Source organism: Pseudomonas sp. NPDC089569, from assembly GCF_050280625.1.
Lineage (GTDB): Bacteria > Pseudomonadota > Gammaproteobacteria > Pseudomonadales > Pseudomonadaceae > Aquipseudomonas.
Genome location: NZ_JBNNVQ010000108.1, coordinates 1 through 18,138 on the forward strand (window position 1 = coordinate 1; position 18,138 = coordinate 18,138).

General features: G+C 58.5%; 17 protein-coding genes and 1 pseudogene. 8 read left to right on the forward strand and 10 right to left on the reverse strand.

Features of this window, described 5'->3' with window-relative positions; all coding sequences use genetic code 11:
* The coding region (locus ACQKP2_RS27130; protein WP_427581041.1) for an N-formylglutamate amidohydrolase at positions 1-308 on the forward strand (308 nt) is incomplete at its 5' end.
* A gap of 146 nt (positions 309-454) precedes the next feature.
* On the opposite strand, the gene ACQKP2_RS27135 is transcribed toward ACQKP2_RS27130, so the two are convergent.
* Complete coding sequence (locus tag ACQKP2_RS27135) at positions 455-685, reverse strand: DUF6124 family protein (protein WP_427581043.1); 231 nt, start codon at positions 683-685, stop codon at positions 455-457.
* A gap of 657 nt (positions 686-1,342) precedes the next feature.
* Here ACQKP2_RS27135 and pip point away from each other — a divergent pair.
* The 7 genes from pip (at position 1,343) to ACQKP2_RS27170 (ending at position 10,387) form a co-directional block, all read left to right on the forward strand.
* The gene (gene pip / locus ACQKP2_RS27140; protein WP_427581045.1) at positions 1,343-2,314 is read left to right on the forward strand and encodes a prolyl aminopeptidase; all 972 of its coding nucleotides are present in this window, start codon (positions 1,343-1,345) and stop codon (positions 2,312-2,314) included.
* Positions 2,311-2,748, forward strand: coding sequence for a D-aminoacyl-tRNA deacylase (gene dtd / locus ACQKP2_RS27145; RefSeq protein ID WP_427581047.1), 438 nt, complete (start codon positions 2,311-2,313; stop codon positions 2,746-2,748). The genes pip and dtd overlap by 4 nt, the downstream gene beginning before the upstream one ends.
* A gap of 320 nt (positions 2,749-3,068) precedes the next feature.
* The gene (locus ACQKP2_RS27150; RefSeq protein WP_427581049.1) at positions 3,069-4,898 is read left to right on the forward strand and encodes a glucan biosynthesis protein G; all 1,830 of its coding nucleotides are present in this window, start codon (positions 3,069-3,071) and stop codon (positions 4,896-4,898) included.
* Positions 4,891-7,461 (forward strand): glucans biosynthesis glucosyltransferase MdoH, encoded by a 2,571-nt coding sequence (gene mdoH, locus ACQKP2_RS27155; RefSeq protein WP_427581051.1) that lies wholly within the window; start codon positions 4,891-4,893, stop codon positions 7,459-7,461. The genes ACQKP2_RS27150 and mdoH overlap by 8 nt, the downstream gene beginning before the upstream one ends.
* Positions 7,462-7,764: 303 nt before the next feature.
* Entirely contained in the window at positions 7,765-8,562 is a 798-nt protein-coding gene (locus tag ACQKP2_RS27160; protein WP_427581053.1) for a transporter substrate-binding domain-containing protein, read from the forward strand.
* 138 nt (positions 8,563-8,700) lie between these two features.
* Positions 8,701-9,660 (forward strand): amino acid ABC transporter permease, encoded by a 960-nt coding sequence (locus ACQKP2_RS27165; protein WP_427581054.1) that lies wholly within the window; start codon positions 8,701-8,703, stop codon positions 9,658-9,660.
* A complete protein-coding gene (locus ACQKP2_RS27170) occupies positions 9,653-10,387 on the forward strand; it encodes an amino acid ABC transporter ATP-binding protein (RefSeq protein WP_427581056.1) in 735 nt (244 codons plus the stop codon). The genes ACQKP2_RS27165 and ACQKP2_RS27170 overlap by 8 nt, the downstream gene beginning before the upstream one ends.
* Positions 10,388-10,441: 54 nt before the next feature.
* Here ACQKP2_RS27170 and ACQKP2_RS27175 read toward each other — a convergent pair whose 3' ends face one another.
* The 9 genes and pseudogenes from ACQKP2_RS27175 to hisI form a co-directional block, all read right to left on the reverse strand.
* Positions 10,442-12,754, reverse strand: a complete 2,313-nt coding sequence (locus tag ACQKP2_RS27175) for a fibronectin type III domain-containing protein (protein ID WP_427581058.1) — start codon at positions 12,752-12,754, stop codon at positions 10,442-10,444.
* Between the two features lie 193 nt (positions 12,755-12,947).
* The gene (locus tag ACQKP2_RS27180; RefSeq protein WP_427581069.1) at positions 12,948-13,811 is read right to left on the reverse strand and encodes a methyl-accepting chemotaxis protein; all 864 of its coding nucleotides are present in this window, start codon (positions 13,809-13,811) and stop codon (positions 12,948-12,950) included.
* A pseudogene (locus tag ACQKP2_RS27185) lies at positions 13,803-14,864 on the reverse strand (methyl-accepting chemotaxis protein); the annotation flags it as partial. The gene ACQKP2_RS27180 and the pseudogene ACQKP2_RS27185, both read right to left, overlap by 9 nt.
* Before the next feature lie 179 nt (positions 14,865-15,043).
* Positions 15,044-15,751, reverse strand: a complete 708-nt coding sequence (locus tag ACQKP2_RS27190) for a 16S rRNA (uracil(1498)-N(3))-methyltransferase (protein WP_427581060.1) — start codon at positions 15,749-15,751, stop codon at positions 15,044-15,046.
* On the reverse strand, positions 15,748-16,539 hold the full coding sequence (gene tatC, locus ACQKP2_RS27195) for a twin-arginine translocase subunit TatC (protein WP_427581062.1): 792 nt from the start codon (positions 16,537-16,539) through the stop codon (positions 15,748-15,750). The genes ACQKP2_RS27190 and tatC overlap by 4 nt, the downstream gene beginning before the upstream one ends.
* On the reverse strand, positions 16,536-16,958 hold the full coding sequence (gene tatB, locus ACQKP2_RS27200; protein WP_427581064.1) for a Sec-independent protein translocase protein TatB: 423 nt from the start codon (positions 16,956-16,958) through the stop codon (positions 16,536-16,538). The genes tatC and tatB overlap by 4 nt, the downstream gene beginning before the upstream one ends.
* Before the next feature lie 10 nt (positions 16,959-16,968).
* Positions 16,969-17,241: a twin-arginine translocase TatA/TatE family subunit gene (locus ACQKP2_RS27205; RefSeq protein ID WP_427581066.1), complete on the reverse strand. Its 273-nt coding sequence runs from the start codon at positions 17,239-17,241 to the stop codon at positions 16,969-16,971.
* Positions 17,242-17,266: 25 nt separating this feature from the next.
* Entirely contained in the window at positions 17,267-17,599 is a 333-nt protein-coding gene (locus ACQKP2_RS27210; RefSeq protein ID WP_427581067.1) for a phosphoribosyl-ATP diphosphatase, read from the reverse strand.
* The gene (hisI, locus tag ACQKP2_RS27215; protein WP_007989281.1) at positions 17,592-17,993 is read right to left on the reverse strand and encodes a phosphoribosyl-AMP cyclohydrolase; all 402 of its coding nucleotides are present in this window, start codon (positions 17,991-17,993) and stop codon (positions 17,592-17,594) included. Before hisI ends, ACQKP2_RS27210 begins: the two co-directional genes overlap by 8 nt.
* Between the last annotated feature and the right edge of the window lie 145 nt (positions 17,994-18,138).

An 18,138-nucleotide genomic window follows, 5' to 3' on the forward strand; every position in this document is an offset into this window, starting at 1 on the left:
ACCTGGGCACCTTCAACGGCGCCAGTTGCGATCCACAGTTGGCTTCGCAGCTGGAAGCGATCTGTGCCGGGCACCCGAACTACAGCCATGTGCTGAACGGCCGCTTCAAGGGCGGGCACATCACCCGGCATTACGGCAACCCGGCCGAGAACATCCATGCTGTGCAACTGGAGCTGGGCCAGTGCACCTATATGGAAGAGTTCGAACCGTTCCGCTATCGCCCGGATCTGGCGGAGCCGACGCAGGTGGTGTTGAAGGAACTGCTGCAAGGCCTGCTGGCCTGGGGCGAAAAACACTACAACGCTTGAAAACACCTCCATGCGCTGATCGCTCCCACGCTCCGCGTGGGAGCGCCTCCTGTGACGCTCTGCGTCACGCTCGTAAGGGACGCGGAGCGTCCCAGGCTGCATTCCCACGCAGAGCGTGGGAACAATCAGAAACAAAGACCAGGTGATTACGGGGGATCGAGGTTGTCCAACACCCGATTCACCGCCATTTCCCCCAGCATGATCGACTGCTGAATTCCCAACAGTGTGTGCCCCTGCGACTCCTTCAGGTCTCGGGCGAAGTCGCTCGCCATGGCGCTGGCCGAGGCCAGGGAAACGCAGGCGTATTCGAGCAGGGTGCGGTTGTCGATGTCGGGGGCGATGTGGAAGAGGGGGGTGGTGCGCGTCGTATGGGTCATGATTCAGGTCCTGTAAACAAGGGGCATGAATGACAGCCAACACCGAATCGCGACTAATCAAGAGGGTGGCAGCCGTGCGCAGGTTAGTAGACCGGACTCAGTTAAACCGGCGCGCCCGAAGGCGCCCTGCACACGGCTGCCGTCAAGGGCAGGTATGAACATACCTGCCTATCGGGAGCGCAAATGCGCTTAACAGAGTACGGGCTACTAAACCCGATCACTGACAATCAGTGACGCGAATCAAGTTAGCGAGGGGCCTCAAAGCGCACAAGCCGGCGGATTCTGGTGCAGTCGTAGGCAGTGCCGCAAGGCGCTGTAGCTTGTTTCAGGGATTTCAGAAATGTCTTACAGATCGAGGTGAAGCGTCTCGTAGGCCGATGCTTTTTTGCTGTTCTTGCGGACGCCATCGCGAGCAGGCTCGCTCCCACAGGGTTTGCGGTGTTAACACCCTGTCTGCCACACCACCAATCCACTGTGGGAGCGAGCCTGCTCGCGATGGGCGTCAACGATAACGCGGGCTACCTGAATGTCCGCGTTGCCCGAACGTTCTTCGCGAGCATGCTCGCTCCTACAAGTGGTCATTCAGGTTTATGATGCCCCACGGCAGAATAATAGAAGTCCCCCCAGGGATGACCTCGACCTGATACGGAGCGCCCAATGCAGACTTTGTACCCACAGATCAAACCCTACGCCCGGCACGATCTGGCCGTCGACGACACTCACACGCTGTATGTCGACGAAAGCGGTTCACCGCAAGGTTTGCCGGTGGTGTTCATTCATGGCGGCCCCGGTGCCGGCTGCGATGCGGCGAGCCGCTGCTATTTCGACCCAAACCTGTATCGCATCGTCACCTTCGACCAGCGTGGTTGCGGTCGCTCCACCCCCCACGCCAGCCTGGAAAACAACACCACCTGGGATCTGGTCGCCGACCTTGAGAAAATCCGCCAGCACCTGGGCATCGACAAGTGGGTGCTGTTCGGCGGTTCCTGGGGTTCGACCCTTGCACTGGCTTACGCGCAAACCCACCCGGAGCGTGTGCACGGTCTGATCGTTCGCGGGATCTTTCTCTGCCGTCCGCAGGAAATCGAATGGTTCTACCAGGCCGGTGCCAGCCGCCTGTTTCCCGATTACTGGCAGGATTACATCGCGCCGATCCCGCTGGACGAGCGCGACGACTTGCTCAGCGCGTTCCACAAGCGTCTGACGGGCAATGATCAGATCGCCCAGATGCACGCGGCCAAGGCCTGGTCCACGTGGGAAGGCCGGACCGCCACCCTGCGTCCGAATTCGCTGGTGGTCGATCGTTTTTCCGAACCGCAGCGCGCGTTGTCCATCGCCCGCATCGAATGCCACTACTTCGTCAATAACGCCTTCCTCGAACCCAACCAGTTGATTCGAGACATGGGCAAAATCGCCCATTTGCCAGGCGTTATCATCCATGGCCGTTATGACGTGATCTGTCCCCTGGACAACGCCTGGGAACTGCACCAGGCCTGGCCAAACAGTGAGCTGCAGGTCATTCGCGACGCCGGTCATGCCGCAGCCGAACCGGGCATTACCGACGCACTGGTGCGTGCTGCCGATCAAATGGCCCGGCGTCTGCTCGACCTGGCGCCCGAAGAAGCATGAAGGGGCTGCTGCAGCGTGTGCGGGGTGCACGAGTCGAAGTAGCAGGCGAGGTGGTCGGCGCAATCGACCAGGGTTTGCTCGTGCTGGTGGCCGTCGAGCCCGACGACACTCGGGCCAGCGCCGACAAACTTCTCAATAAGCTGCTTAACTATCGGGTGTTCAGTGACGCCGAGGGCAAGATGAATCTGTCCCTGGCGGATGTGGGTGGCGGGTTGCTGCTGGTCTCGCAGTTCACGCTGGCCGCCGACACCAAGAGCGGCTTGCGCCCGAGTTTCTCGACCGCGGCTCCTCCGGCCCTGGGCGAAGAGCTTTTCGACTATCTATTAAGTAAAGCGAAACAGGTGCATGGCACTGTGGCATCAGGTAGATTCGGCGCGGATATGCAGGTGCACCTGGTCAACGATGGCCCGGTAACCTTTCTGTTACAGACCTGAAAGCGCTTGAAACATCTTTTTGAGCGCTTTTCGACTGAAAACAGGCATTTTTCCCGATAAATACTTTGTTACCCCTGATGCGTTGTAACGCGGCCTACTAGATAATCGCGCGCTACGGGGATCAGCGTTCGTTGGTCCATTTTGACTTAGGTAGAGACTTGTCCTGAACCGTTTGGGGAATCATTTAGCCCCATCGGAGTCGGAACAATGCTCGCCAACTTGGCAAGAGTGGTCTGCAAGGCCGGTTTTTTGTACCGCAAACCTTACAGACCCTTTAACTGGCCGTTGGTTTTTTGATCTGTTTTCGGCGAGGGTTGCTCGTGATTGTTAGTCCCTGTAACGCACCAAAATTGTCTGCCAAACGGTTACGCAGCGCTCTGGTAGCGGGCACTGCGTTGCTCGGTCTGCTCAGCGCCGGCCAGATTTGGGCATTCAATCTGGATGATGTGTCGGTCAAGGCAAAAGAGCTGGCCGGTCAGAAGTACGAAGCGCCGCGCAGTAACTTGCCGAACGAGTTCCGCGAGATGAAATTCGCGGACTACCAGAAAATTCGTTTTCTGACAGAAAAAGCCGAATGGGCAGATCAGAAAACGCCGTTCAAGCTGTCGTTCTATCACCAGGGCATGCATTTCGATACGCCGGTGAAAATCAACGAAATCACAGCGAACAACGTCGAAGAGATCAAGTATGACCCGAGTCGTTTCGATTTCGGCGACCTCAAGTTCGACCCGAAGGCCACTGAGCAGCTAGGCTACGCCGGTTTCCGTGTGCTGTACCCGGTCAACAAGGCCGACAAGCAAGACGAAATCATGACCATGCTGGGCGCGAGCTACTTCCGCGTTGTCGGCAAAGGTCACGTCTATGGTCTTTCAGCTCGCGGCCTGGCGCTCGATACCGCGTTGCCGTCCGGCGAAGAATTCCCGCGTTTTCGCGAGTTCTGGATCGAGCAGCCAAAGCCAGGCGACAAACACCTGGTGATCTTCGCGCTGCTGGATTCGCCACGTGCGACCGGTGCCTACCGTCTGACCCTGCGTCCGGGCAGCGATACCATTGTCGACGTCAAGGCGCAGATGTACCTGCGCGACAAGGTCGGCAAACTGGGCATCGCTCCGCTGACCAGCATGTTCCTGTTCGGCGCCAACCAGCCGTCCAAAGTCCTCAATTACCGTCGTGAGCTGCACGACTCCAGCGGCCTGGCGATTCATGCCGGTAATGGCGAGTGGATCTGGCGTCCGCTGAACAACCCGAAACACCTGGCGGTGAGCAACTTCTCGGTCGAAAATCCGCGTGGCTTCGGCTTGCTGCAGCGTGGCCGTGACTTCAGCCACTACGAAGACCTCGACGACCGCTACGACAAGCGTCCAAGTGCCTGGATCGAACCGAAAGGCGACTGGGGCAAGGGCACCGTCGATCTGGTCGAGATTCCGACCGCTGACGAAACCAACGACAATATCGTGGCTTTCTGGAGCCCGGAAACCATGCCGGAGCCAGGCAAGCCGCTGGACTTCGCCTACCGCATGCACTGGACCATGGACGAAGCCGCGTTGCACGCACCGGACAGCGCCTGGGTCAGTCAGACCCTCAAGTCCACCGGTGACGTCAAACAGTCCAACCTGATCCGTCAACCCGATGGTAGCGTTGCCTATCTGGTCGATTTCGAAGGTCCGTCCCTGGCGGCATTGCCAGCGGATACCGATGTGCGCAGCCAGGTCAGCGTCGGCGACAACGCCGAACTGGTCGAGAACAACGTGCGCTACAACCCTGAAACCAAGGGCTGGCGCCTGACCCTGCGCCTGAAGATCAAGGACCCGAGCAAATCCACCGAAATGCGTGCGGCGCTGGTGCAGAACATTGTGCCGGCCGATCTGGCCAAGACTTCTGTCCCTGCGTCCAGCTCCTCCGTTGCCAAGGCCGACAAGGTCGCTGCCAAGCAAGCGGAGAAAGTGGAGAAAGCGGACAAGGACGCGAAAACCGCTGGCGAAGCCAACAAGGCTGACGCCAAGCCGGTCGCAGATGCCAAGGACAAGGCGAACAACACCGACGCCAAGCAGCCTGCCGCTGCCGACGCGGCCCCAGCCACACCGGTATCGGCACCGACTGAAGAAGTCCTGACCGAGACCTGGAGCTATCAGTTGCCTGCCGATGAGTAATTCTCAAGTACAGCCAGAATCTCTATCCGAGTATCTGGCGCATCTGCCGATGACCGACCAGCAGCGCGCGGAACTCGCGGGCTGCCAGTCCTTCAGTGAACTGCACGAGCGCCTGTCGTCGCAGGCGTTCGACGCACCGACCGATGCCGCTCAGGCCTCGGTCGGCAAGCGCTTGACCCTGAGCACCGCCGAAGAGTTGCAGGACGCCGAAATGCTGGTGCTCGACGCCAGCGGTCGGGTCTGCCTCAAGGCGACTCCGCCGATTCGCCGGACCAAGGTCGTGCCCGAGCCATGGCGCACCAACATCCTGGTGCGCGGCTGGCGTCGTCTGACCGGTCGCACCAACCCACCGAAGCCGCCGAAGGACGAACGCGTTCTGCCGGCAGCGCGCTGGCGTACCGTCGGTTCGATCCGTCGCTACATTCTGTTGCTGCTGATGCTGGGCCAGACCATCGTCGCCGGCTGGTACATGAAGGGCATCATGCCGTACCAGGGCTGGTCGTTCGTGGATCTTGAAGAGGTCCTGCATCAACCACTGCTGCAAACCGCAACGCAAGTGCTGCCCTATGCCTTGCAAACCACCATCCTGATCATGTTCGGGATTCTGTTCTGCTGGGTATCGGCCGGTTTCTGGACCGCGTTGATGGGCTTCCTTGAATTGCTGACCGGCCACGATAAATACCGTATCTCCGGTAAAAGTGCCGGCAACGAGCCGATTCCAAAGGATGCACGCACCGCACTGGTGATGCCGATCTGCAACGAAGACGTACCGCGGGTTTTCGCCGGCCTTCGCGCAACCTTCGAATCCGTCGCGGCCACAGGTGACCTGGACCGTTTCGACTTCTTCGTCCTCAGCGACAGTAACGATGCCGATATCTGCGTTGCCGAACAGCAGGCCTGGCTGGATGTCTGCCGCGAGACCAAGGGCTTCGGCAAGATCTTCTATCGCCGTCGCCGCCGCCGCGTAAAACGCAAGAGCGGCAACCTCGACGACTTCTGCCGTCGCTGGGGCGGTGACTACAAGTACATGGTGGTGCTCGATGCCGACTCGGTCATGAGCGGCGAGTGCCTGACCAGTCTGGTGCGCCTGATGGAAGCCACGCCGGACGCCGGGATCATCCAGACTGCGCCACGTGCGTCGGGCATGGACACTCTGTATGCGCGCATGCAGCAGTTCGCCACTCGCGTGTACGGTCCTCTGTTCACTGCCGGTCTGCACTTCTGGCAACTGGGCGAATCGCACTACTGGGGCCACAACGCGATCATTCGCATGAAGCCGTTCATCGATCACTGCGCCCTGGCGCCGTTGCCCGGCAAAGGTGCGTTCTCCGGTGCGATCCTGTCCCACGACTTCGTTGAAGCCGCGCTGATGCGCCGCGCCGGTTGGGGCGTATGGATTGCCTACGACCTGCCGGGCAGCTACGAAGAACTGCCACCGAACCTGCTGGATGAACTCAAGCGTGACCGTCGCTGGTGCCACGGTAACCTGATGAACTTCCGCCTGTTCCTGGTCAAGGGTATGCACCCGGTACACCGTGCGGTATTCCTGACCGGCGTGATGTCCTACCTGTCGGCGCCGCTGTGGTTCTTCTTCCTGGTGCTGTCGACGGCGCTGCTGGCGGTCAACACCTTGATGGAGCCGCAGTACTTCCTTGAGCCGCGTCAGCTCTATCCGCTGTGGCCACAATGGCACCCGGACAAGGCGATCGCACTGTTCTCGACCACCGTCGTATTGCTGTTCCTGCCCAAACTGCTGAGCGTCATCCTGATCTGGGCCAAGGGCGCGAAAGAGTTCGGCGGCAAGTTCAAGGTGACGATGTCGATGTTGCTGGAGATGCTGTTCTCCATGCTGCTGGCACCGGTGCGGATGATTTTCCATACCCGTTTCGTCCTTGCCGCGTTCCTCGGCTGGGCCGCGACCTGGAACTCGCCGCAGCGTGACGACGACTCCACACCCTGGAGCGAAGCCATCAAGCGTCACGGCCCGCAAACCTTGCTGGGCTTCTTCTGGGCCTTGCTGGTGATCTGGCTGAACCCGAGCTTCCTGTGGTGGCTGGTGCCGATTGTCGGCTCGTTGATGCTGTCGATCCCGGTCTCGGTGATTTCCAGTCGTGTCGGCCTGGGCCTCAAATCCCGTGACGAGAGCCTGTTCCTCATTCCTGAGGAATACAATCCGCCGCAGGCATTGCTGGCAACCGACCAGTACACCCATGAAAACCGCTGGCACGCGCTGAACGACGGTTTCATCCGTTCGGTGGTCGACCCACAGCAGAACGCCCTGGCGTGCTCGCTGGCGACGTCCCGTCACCGTGAGGCCGAGCCGATCGAATGGCTGCGGGTCGAGCGGGTTCGGCACGCGATGAAGGTCGGCCCTGAAGGCCTGACCAACAACGAACGTGTCCAACTGTTGAGCGACCCGGTGGCATTGGCTCGCCTGCATGAGCAGGTCTGGAGCGAAGGCCACGCCGAGTGGCTGGGCGCATGGCGCAAGTCGGTCAAGGCCGATCCCCATGCACCGATGCTGCCGCTCAAGCCACTGAGCGCACAGCCTCAACTGGCATAACGAAGAGCCCCGCTGATCAGCGGGGCTGATCGTTCCCACGCTCTGCGTGGGAACGCCTCATCGGACGCTCCGCGTTCGGCTGTAGTGGGACACAGAGTGTCTCGGGCTGCATTCCCACGCAGAGCGGGGGAACGATCGGTCAAATAACAACAAATCCTGTTTGAACACTTGTGCAATCGGGCAAGTGCGTTAGGATCCGTCCCCGAATTGGCGCGCCCGGACCGCTTGTGTCCGTATCTGTCTGTTTTTATTGGAAAACTGTCGATTTCGCGCCGCACATGCAATGGTTTTGGGGATTTGAGGATGAAGAAGTATCTGTCGATGCTGCTGGTGGGCGTCACGGCTTTGGTCGCAGTCAGCGCGGCGCAGGCCGGTGCCATCGATGACGCGGTCAAGCGCGGCACGTTGAAAGTCGGCATGGACCCGACCTACATGCCGTTTGAAATGACCAACAAGCGCGGCGAGATCATCGGCTTCGAAGTCGACATCCTCAAGGCCATGACCAAAGCCATGGGCGTCAAGCTGGAGCTGGTGTCCACCGGCTACGACGGCATCATCCCGGCGCTGATGACCGACAAGTTCGACATGATCGGCAGCGGCATGACCCTGACGCAGGAACGCAACCTGCGCCTGAACTTCAGCGAACCTTTCATCGTGGTCGGCCAGACCTTGCTGATCCGCAAGGAGCTGGAAGGCACCATCAAGTCCTATAAAGACCTGAACACTGCCGATTACCGCATCACCTCCAAACTGGGCACCACCGGTGAACTGGTCGCCAAAAAGCTGATCGCCAAGGCCAAGTACCACGGCTATGACAACGAGCAGGAAGCCGTGCTCGACGTGGTCAACGGCAAGGCTGACGCCTTTATCTATGACGCGCCTTACAACGTGGTGGCCTTGAACAAGGTCGGCAACGGCAAACTGGTCTTCCTCGACAAGCCATTCACCTACGAGCCCCTGGCCTTCGGTCTGAAGAAGGGTGACTACGACAGCATCAACTTCATCAACAACTTCCTGCACCAGATCCACGAAGACGGCACCTACGATCGCATCCATGACAAGTGGTTCAAGAGCAGCGAGTGGCTCAAGGACATGGAATAAGGCCTGACACTGATCGTTCCCACGCTCTGCGTGGGAATGCCGCCCAGGACGCTCCGCGTCCCTTCGCAAACGTGACGCAGAGCGTCACAGGATGCGTTCCCACGCAGAGCGCGGGAACGAGCGATAGAGAGTCTCGCAATGAAACAGAAAAAAGCCCAATGGCCCTGGCACGCGCTGACTGTGCTGGTGCTGATCGGCCTGGCTGGTGCCTTGTATTACGCCACCTCGCTGATGTCCTACGAATGGCGCTGGAACCGCGTGCCGCAATACTTCGCCTATCACGCCGAAGAGTCCCAGCGTGCCGCCGACATTTCCACCGTCAGTGAACTGGTGCGCAAGGGCGACAAGGCTGAAGTCACCCTGCGCAACGATACCGGTGCAGAGCAGCACGTGACCGTCGATGAAAACAGCCTGCAAGTCGCCCAGGGTGACGATGTGGCGGAAGGCGATGTGATCGGTGTCACCCGTCATTGGGCCGCAGGGCCGTTGTTGTGGGGCCTCTGGACCACCCTGTGGCTGTCCGTGGTGTCCGGTGTTCTCGGGCTGCTGATCGGTCTGGCCACCGGCCTGTGCCGGCTGTCGAACAACCCGACCCTGCGCGACCTCTCGACGATTTACGTCGAACTGGTACGCGGCACGCCGCTGCTGGTGCAGATTTTCATCTTCTACTTCTTCATCGGCACGGTGATGAACCTGTCCCGGGAAATCGCCGGGATCGCCGCACTGTCGCTGTTCACCGGCGCCTATGTGGCGGAGATCATCCGCTCCGGCGTGCAGTCCATTGCCCGTGGCCAGAACGAGGCCGCGCGCTCGCTGGGCTTGAGCGCCGGCCAGTCGATGCGCCACGTGGTGCTGCCGCAGGCGTTCAAACGCGTGCTGCCGCCGCTGGCCGGGCAGTTCATCAGCCTGGTCAAGGACACCTCGCTGGTGTCGGTGATCGCCATTACCGAACTGTTGAAGAGCGGTCGTGAAGTCATCACCACCTCATTCTCGCCGTTCGAAATCCTGTTCTGCGTCGCCGGCCTTTATTTGTTGATCAACCTGCCGCTGTCGAAAATCGCCAGCCGGCTTGAGCGGAGGCTCGCGCAAAGTGATTGAAGTCCGCGATCTGGTAAAAGTCTTCGACACCCGTGGCCAGGTTGTGCGCGCCGTGGATAACGTCTCCACGAATGTGGCCAAGGGCGAAGTGCTGGTGGTGCTCGGTCCGTCCGGCTCGGGCAAGTCGACCTTCCTGCGTTGCCTTAACGGCCTGGAGGAATTCGACTCCGGCTCGGTGAGCATTGACGGCCTGCAACTGGTCGATCCGAAAACCGATGTGAACGCCTACCGCCGCGAAGTCGGCATGGTGTTCCAGCACTTCAACCTGTTCCCGCACATGACCGTGCTGGACAACCTGTGCCTGGCGCAAAAAGTCGTGCGCAAGCGCGGCAAGAAGGAGCGCGAGGCCAAGGCCATGGCGTTGCTGGAAAAGGTCGGGATTGCGCAGAAGGCCCACGAGTTCCCGTCGCGCCTGTCGGGTGGCCAGCAACAGCGCGTGGCGATTGCCCGGGCGCTGGCCATGGAGCCGAAGGTCATGCTGTTCGACGAACCCACCTCGGCGCTGGACCCGGAAATGGTCGGTGAAGTGCTGGACGTGATGAAAAACCTCGCTCGGGAAGGCATGACCATGGTCTGCGTTACCCACGAAATGGGCTTTGCTCGGGAAGTGGCTGACCGGGTGCTGTTCTTCGACCACGGCAAACTGCTGGAAGACGCCTCGCCGGCGGAATTCTTCGATGCACCGAAGGATCCGCGGGCGCAGGCTTTTTTAAGGCAGGTTTTGTAAGCGTTCAGTCACTGTGCAACAGGTGTCAGGAGAAGTGACTGTTTTGTGAGGAAGTCACACTACAATGAATTCGGCCAGCAATGGTCGTGATTCTCCCTTAGCGCTTACAGATCTGAGCTCGATACTATAGCGGCCTTTGCGAATCAAAAACGGGCTCATCTGTGGCCCGGCCGTGCCACCGTTGACAGTTAATCCCTGCGGGTCAGTCAAACTATATTTATACCCAGTAATGCCTTCGGTATTACTGGGCGCATCCCACTCAAGGATGTGTTTAGATTGCTCAAATTTATAACGGAAGTTGCTTGGTGCGCCGACCTCTATGGCGTCAAGTGTAATGGACTCCACTGTAGATTGAATATCCATGTCGTTGGTTGCCCATATTTCAATAAGGAAGTTTTCGTACGTTGGGAGTTTCTCAAAGGCATGGGTGTGTGCCGATGCTGGAATTAATTGTGGAGGTGCCTCATTCAGAGAAATTGATTGGTAAGCTATGTTTCTGCCCGTCGGTGGGGTCCAGCTAACTGACGTTACATTAGGCGTACGTGAAGTTAGTTTGAGTTCTTTTGCTGGCGACGGTGGTGTTGGGTCGCAAGTGAACGTATGAGTACTGATTTTTCCAATCTCACCGTTGGGGTACAGTATCCAAGATTTTACTGTAACAGGGGAGCCGAACGCTTGATGTAGAAAACATCTCGGAGCTATGCCTATTTCGGGGACGAACATAGACAGCTGTCCATTGACTGTGAAAATGTAGTGCACATTTTGGAGGTAAGGGGATTCGATCAGATCCCAAGTTAGGTATCCAATAAAAGCACCAGGCTCTTCTATTTGTTGCAATTCCAGTCTTGGGTTAGTGAACTCTAATGGATTTAAGTGCTCAATATCTGTGTATTCAGAGTAAAGGCCATTTACATCCTTTGCTCTGAGTCTGCATTTGTATGTTGTGTTGGTTGTTAAATTTCTAACGGTGGTTGTAAGTTTGTTTGTGAATATTGGACTTTGATTGCCGCAGGTAAGCTCGTAACCTTCTATGCCAACATTATCATAGGAGGCTTCCCAGTTGAATGTCGCGTAACTTGGTCCGATATTCGAAATTTCAAAATTTTCGGGGACTGTGGGAGGGATGATATCTTGAATCAGTGTAAAGGGTGCCGAAAAATCGGAACGCTGTCCCTCCGGATTTACTGATCTGACTTTAAAATTATAGTTCCGTAGCGGCAGGTTCTTTTCTCTGTGAGTCGTTCCATTGGCAGTAAATAGAAGGCTATTGCCATTAAAAACTTCGTATGTCCTGATGCCGGAATGCGTTTCTGTCCGAGTCCATTGAAACTCTATTGTGTTATGCGTGTTTTCTCCCTCGACTACTGCGGCTACAAGATTTGTAGGAGGTAGAGGTTGTTTTATCGCACTGGCTCTCTGCCTGTTAAGCTCAATGCACTTGTCTGTAACGCTGCTCACGGTTTCTGACCTTTCGATGAAGTCAACCAATACGATGTTAGCGTTTTGTTGACCGGCCTTGAATACTTCGGTTCGAATAGGATTATCGGATCCTAAATGCTTTGGGCCTGCAGAATTTCGAACCGTAGCACTTAATGCCCAGTAGCTATTCAGTGGTGGAGAACGCATTGCGTTTTTAACAAGGTTTAAAGTGCTACTCTCGCTTTGGTCGGTACTCCATACATGTCTTATTGATTTCCACAGTTGATCACGTTGCACCCATTCAGGTTTCCAGTTTTTTGGAAGTCCATGGTCAAAACATAGAGTGATATTGCGCCCTGGGTGCTTTTTTCGAATTTCTGCAATGGGCAAATTTTTAGATGACTCTGGAATCAATAAATGCTTTATAGGTGTTAAGTATGGGAAGGCCCGTTCGAGACTGTCAGCCATGTTTTTTTTGAATTTACGAAAGTCGAGAATGATGATCTCGCCAGGGTTGCGTTCTGCGAATTTTTTCACCTCGCTAACGAGATATTGCAAGGTTCGACCCGCACTAACATCTCCCCAGAAATCACCATTGCCGTGCGTGAACTCTAATCTTTCAAAAAATACGCGTCGAGGAACTTTGTTCCCAACCATCTTCCAATAGCTTCTATCTTCAAGTCGCAAATCCAGGTATCGCGCACCTGCGGCAAGTTGGTCAGGAAATGTTTTATTCTGACAGGCTGCGAGTAGTTCCCACGGGCCCCATGTTCCGGCCATATCAACGCCAGAATTGTGCGCTCCGGGGATTGCCATCTGATACAGCGTCAGATATGCAATATCCGCCGCCATATCCGTCATCCAACGACTGTAGTTGGTTTGCGGCGCGATATCTTCAGGTGAAGAAGCCTCAGTGGAGTCGGAAGTGTCGATTTGATCGTTGCTCATGATGGATCTCCTAAAGGAAACGATAGGAGAATCATCGTGCGCCGATTTTAAATATGACGTAACTAACAGAACTGTTAGTTGAATGGGGTAACGCTTTTGCTATTTTTAAAGGTTATTTATCGAGTTTTAATCATGCAGCCAATGATACTTCCGAGGTTGGCCGACGAATGGCTCGCCGGCCAGGGAATTCACCTCAAACCTTGAACCGCCCCACCAGCATCTGCAAATGCGTGCCCAACCGCGCCAGCTCAACGCTGGACGCCGCTGTCTCTTCACTGGCCGCCGAGGTCTGATCCGATACATCCCGCACGTTCAGCACGCTGCGGTTGATCTCGTCGGCCACAGCGCTCTGTTGTTCTGCAGCAGCGGCGATTTGCTGGTTCATCGCCTGAATCGCCGAAACAGTGCGGGTGATGCTTTCCAGTGAGCCACCGGCGCGGCGGGTCAGTTCCACGCTGCTGTCAGTCAGGTTGCGGCTGTTGTCCATGATGGTCGCCACTTGCTGGGTGCCGTTTTGCAGGCCGACGATCAGTTCTTCGATTTCTTCGGTGGATTTCTGGGTGCGCTGGGCCAGGCTGCGCACTTCGTCGGCGACCACGGCGAAGCCGCGTCCGGCCTCACCGGCGCGAGCTGCTTCGATGGCGGCGTTGAGGGCCAGCAGGTTGGTTTGCTGGGCCACGGACTTGATCACATCCAGCACGCTGCCGATCTTGTCGCTTTCGCGCTTGAGTTCGCCCATGGCTTCGGTGGAGTGGCCGACTTCGGCGGCCAGGCGCTCGATCTGGGCGATGGCTTCACCCACCACCTTGTCACCTTCGCGAGCCTGCTGGTCGGCAGCGACGGCGGCCTCGGAGGCTTCTTCGGCGTTGCGCGCCACTTCCTGCACAGTGGTGGTCATTTCGTTCATGGCGGTGGCCACCTGATCGGTTTCCACCTTCTGGCTGTTGACCCCGGCGCTGGTTTGCTCGGTGACTGCCGACAACTCTTCGGCGGCGCTGGCGATCTGTGTCACGCCATCGCTGATGCCGCCGATCAATTCACGCAAGCCCTGGGTCATGTTCTGAATGGCCCGTTGCAACTGGCCCAGTTCGTCCTGGCGTGGGGAGACCAGATTCTGGGTCAGGTCGCCGGCGGCAATGCGTTCGGTCACTTTGAGGGTCTGGTTCAGCGGCACTACGATTTGCCGGGTGATGGCCCAGGCGGCAAGCAGACCGAAGACCAGTGCCAGGACAGTGGCCAGCAACAGCATGTTCTTGGCGTGTGCCACGTCGGTATCACGCACCAGCGTCTGGGAGGCGGTGAGTTTGGTGCTCACGTCGAGCAGGATCTGGCCTTCGGCGGCCATGTGCTTGAGGGCTTCGGCGCTGGCGACCTGGGAGTCGCGGAATTGGCTGACCGCGGCGCGATAGGCTTTAAGCGAGTCGGTCGCTTGCTGCAGGTTGGCGATGTGCTGTTCCGGCAACTTCGTCGGCAGGCTTTCGAGGTATTTCAGCGCATTGTCGATGGCATCCAGTGCCGGTTGCTCGGCTTCGGCCTTGCCACTGTAGGTGTAGCCGCGCACCTGGAAGCGCGCTTGCTGGATCAGTTTGCTCAGGTCGATCACGCTGTTGAACTGCGCAACGCTGTCGCCTTGCAGCATGGATTTTTCGACTTCAGCCACCTTGGCCACGGCATTGTCGGCGGTAGCGCCGAGCTTGCTGCGGGCGTCTTCGCGGTTGGCGCCGGCCTGGATCAAGGCGGAAAAGGCTTGCCTGTATTGAACGACGGCGGCCAGTTGCTGATCGATCATGGCGACATCGGCCGGTTGCTCGATCATCTTGCGAGCGCTTTGCAGGCCGTTGTCGATCTTGCCCAGCAGATCGTTGACCGCCCCGGGCCCTTGTTCGCCGCGTCGCATGTCGTAGTCCAGGCGAGCAATGCGCAGGTCTTTGGTCAGCCCGTTGATATCGGAAATGAACCCCAGCTTGTCGCCACGACTCGTCACATCGCTCAGGCCGGTCCAGCCGGTGACGGTGATCAGCAATGTCAGCAGCAGCACAAGACCGAAACCGACGCCCAATTTGCGAATGACGCTTACATTGCCCAGTTTATCGGCCAGCCATTGGTACATGCGGTAGCTCCCTTGAACCACTCATTGGTTTTGTGGAGTTTGTATCGGCAGGCGGGTGGGATTCTGTAGGAGCGAGCATGCTCGCGAAAGACTCGAGAACGCCGCGGGGTGTCAGGCGCCCAGCGCTATCGTTGACGACCATCGCGAGCGTGCTCGCTCCTACAGGGGATGTGTCGGGTTTAGAAGAGTCGTGCCAGCAGTGCGGTGACGGCGGTTTCGACGCGCAGGATGCGTTCGCCCAGTTGCACCGGTTGCAGGCCGGATTTGCCCAGCAGGTCGATTTCGTAGGGAATCCAGCCACCTTCGGGGCCGATGGCCAGGGTGACCGGTTCGCTCAGCGCGCGCGGGCAGGGTGGGTAGTTGCCCGGATGCCCTACCAGGCCCAGGGTGCCCTCGGTGATGGCGGGCAGGCGGTCTTCGACAAAAGGCTTGAAACGCTTTTCGATGATGACTTCGGGCAGCACGCTGTCCCGGGCCTGTTCGAGGCCGAGGATCAGTTGCTCGCGAATGGCTTCCGGCTCCAGGAAGGGGGTCTGCCAGAAGCTCTTCTCGACGCGATAGCTGTTGACCAGCACGATACGCGGCACACCCATGGCCGCGACGGTCTGGAACACCCTGCGCAGCATTTTGGGGCGTGGCAGGGCCAGTACCAGGGTCAATGGCAGCTTGGCCGGTGGCGATTGGTCGAGGGTGACACGCAATTCCGCTTCAGCGGCATCCAGGCGCAGCACCTCGGCCGAGCCCATCAGCCCGCCGATCCGCCCCACGCGCAGGCTGTCACCGACTTCGCTGCGATGGACTTCCTGCATGTGGGTCAACCGGCGATCGCGCAGGATCACCCGGTCGGCCGCAATGAAATCGGCCTCTTCGAGCAGCAGCAGGTTCACGCTTGGGTCGCTGGCGGCTGGTCGTTGTGATCGTCAGCCGGACTTTCGTCCGGGCGCTCGCGTTTGCTCACCAGACCGCCGAACAGCACGCCGATCTCGAACAGCAGCCACATGGGCACGGCCAGCAGGGTCTGCGAGAAGATATCCGGCGGCGTCAGGATCATGCCGACCACGAAGCAGCCGATGATCACGTACGGGCGGATTTTCTTCAGGTATTTGACGTCGACCACGCCGATCCACACCAGCAGCACCACGGCCACCGGGATCTCGAACGCTACGCCGAAGGCGAAAAACAGCGTCATGACGAAATCGAGGTAACTGGTGATGTCGGTCATCATTTCCACACCGGCCGGCGTGGCGGCGGCGAAGAACTTGAAGATCAGCGGGAACACCAGGAAGTAGGCGAACGCCATGCCGGTGTAGAACAGCAGGATGCTCGATACCAGCAAGGGCACGGCGATGCGCTTTTCGTGCTTGTACAGCCCCGGCGCGATAAAGCCCCAGATCTGGTGCAGGATCACCGGGATCGCCAGGAACAGCGACACCATCATCGTCAGCTTCAGCGGCGTCAGGAACGGCGACGAGACGTCGGTGGCGATCATCGTCGCGCCTGCCGGCAGGTACTGGCGCAGCGGCGTGGAGACAAAGGTGTAGATCTGCTGGGTAAAGGCGAACAACCCGGCGAAAATGATGAAGATCGCCGCTACGCAGCGCAGCAGGCGGGTACGCAACTCGGTGAGGTGCGAAACCAGCGGCATGTGCTGGTCGTTTTCAGGAAGATCGCTCATGGGGCTCGCGGCGGCAGTGTTGGGTCATGAGGGGCCGGCGCGGCTGGCGCGACGGCTGGAGCAACGGGTTCGACCGGTGTCGATGCAGGGACTGGCGCAGGTTCGACAGTCGCTGCGGCGGGCGCAGGGTCTGTCGGCGTCATCACTGTCTCGACAGGCGTCGGTTCCTGTTGGGGCGGCGTGAAGATTTTCCGCGCCTCCTGCTCCAGGGACAGAATGTGTTCGTTGTGCAGTTGCCGACGAATTTCGTCGGCACCGATTTCACGTTCAACTTCCTGTTTGATCGCGTTGAAGCTGCGCTTCAGGCGCCCGACCCACAGGCCGGCGGTGCGCGCAGCGCCCGGCAGGCGCTCGGGGCCCAGCACCAGCAAGGCGACGAGACCGACGAGCAGCAGTTCAGAGAAGCTGATACCAAACATTAGTCTGTGCTCACGAGTCTTTGCGGATCGGCTCTTCGACTTTCTGTGCCTGCACGTCGATGGTGTGCGGCTGGTTCACCGAGGCCTGCGGCTGAACAGGCGGAACCGGTTGGCTTGGCGTCGCAGTCGGTTCGGCCGGTTTTTCGTCGTCGTTCATGGCTTTCTTGAAGCCCTTGATCGATTCGCCGACGTCGGTGCCGAGGTTTTTCAGTTTCTTGGTACCGAACACCAGTACGACAACAACCAGGATGACGATCCAGTGTTTCCAGTCAAAAATGCCCATGCTGCAGCTCCTCTCTAATAATTATTCAGTTGGACGGACGCGACGCTTTTTCAGCGTGTCCGGAGAGACCGAAGCGACGGTCCAGTTCATCGAGTACAGCCTGTGGATGCTGCCCCAATTGGGCGAGCATGACCAGACTGTGGAACCACAAATCGGCGGTTTCGTAGATCACGTCGCTGCAGTCGCCGCTGACGGCGGCATCCTTGGCGGCAATGATGGTTTCGACCGACTCTTCGCCGACTTTTTCCAGAATCTTGTTCAAACCCTTGTGGTACAGACTGGCGACATACGAGCTGTCGGCGGCGGCGCCTTTGCGCTCTTCCAGTACCTGGGCCAGACGGGTCAGCGTGTCACTCATGTTTGTGTCCTGCGGAGTAGATGGCATGCGGATCCTTGAGCACCGGGTCGACGGTTGTCCAGTCGCCGTTCTCGTAGACGCGGTAGAAGCAGCTTTGACGGCCGGTATGGCAGGCGATATCGCCGATCTGCTCGACCATGAGGATGATGACGTCGGCATCGCAGTCCAGGCGCATCTCATGCAGGGTCTGCACGTGGCCTGACTCCTCGCCCTTGCGCCACAACTTGCCACGCGAGCGCGACCAGTAGATGGCGCGGTTCTCGGCGGCGGTCAGCTCTAGTGCTTCGCGGTTCATCCAGGCCATCATCAGGACGCGCCCGGTCTTGTGATCCTGGGCAATCGCCGGCACCAGGCCGTCGGCGTCCCACTTGATCTCGTCCAGCCAGTTTTTCATCTTTGACTCCGACAGCGGGCTCGACACTTCAATGTCGAGCTCAGGCGTTGAAACAGTGTGCCAGTCGTTCACACAACTGGCTATCGGCGAACGACCAGATACAAGCCGACGGCCATCATGATGCCTGCGGGCCAATAGGCCAACT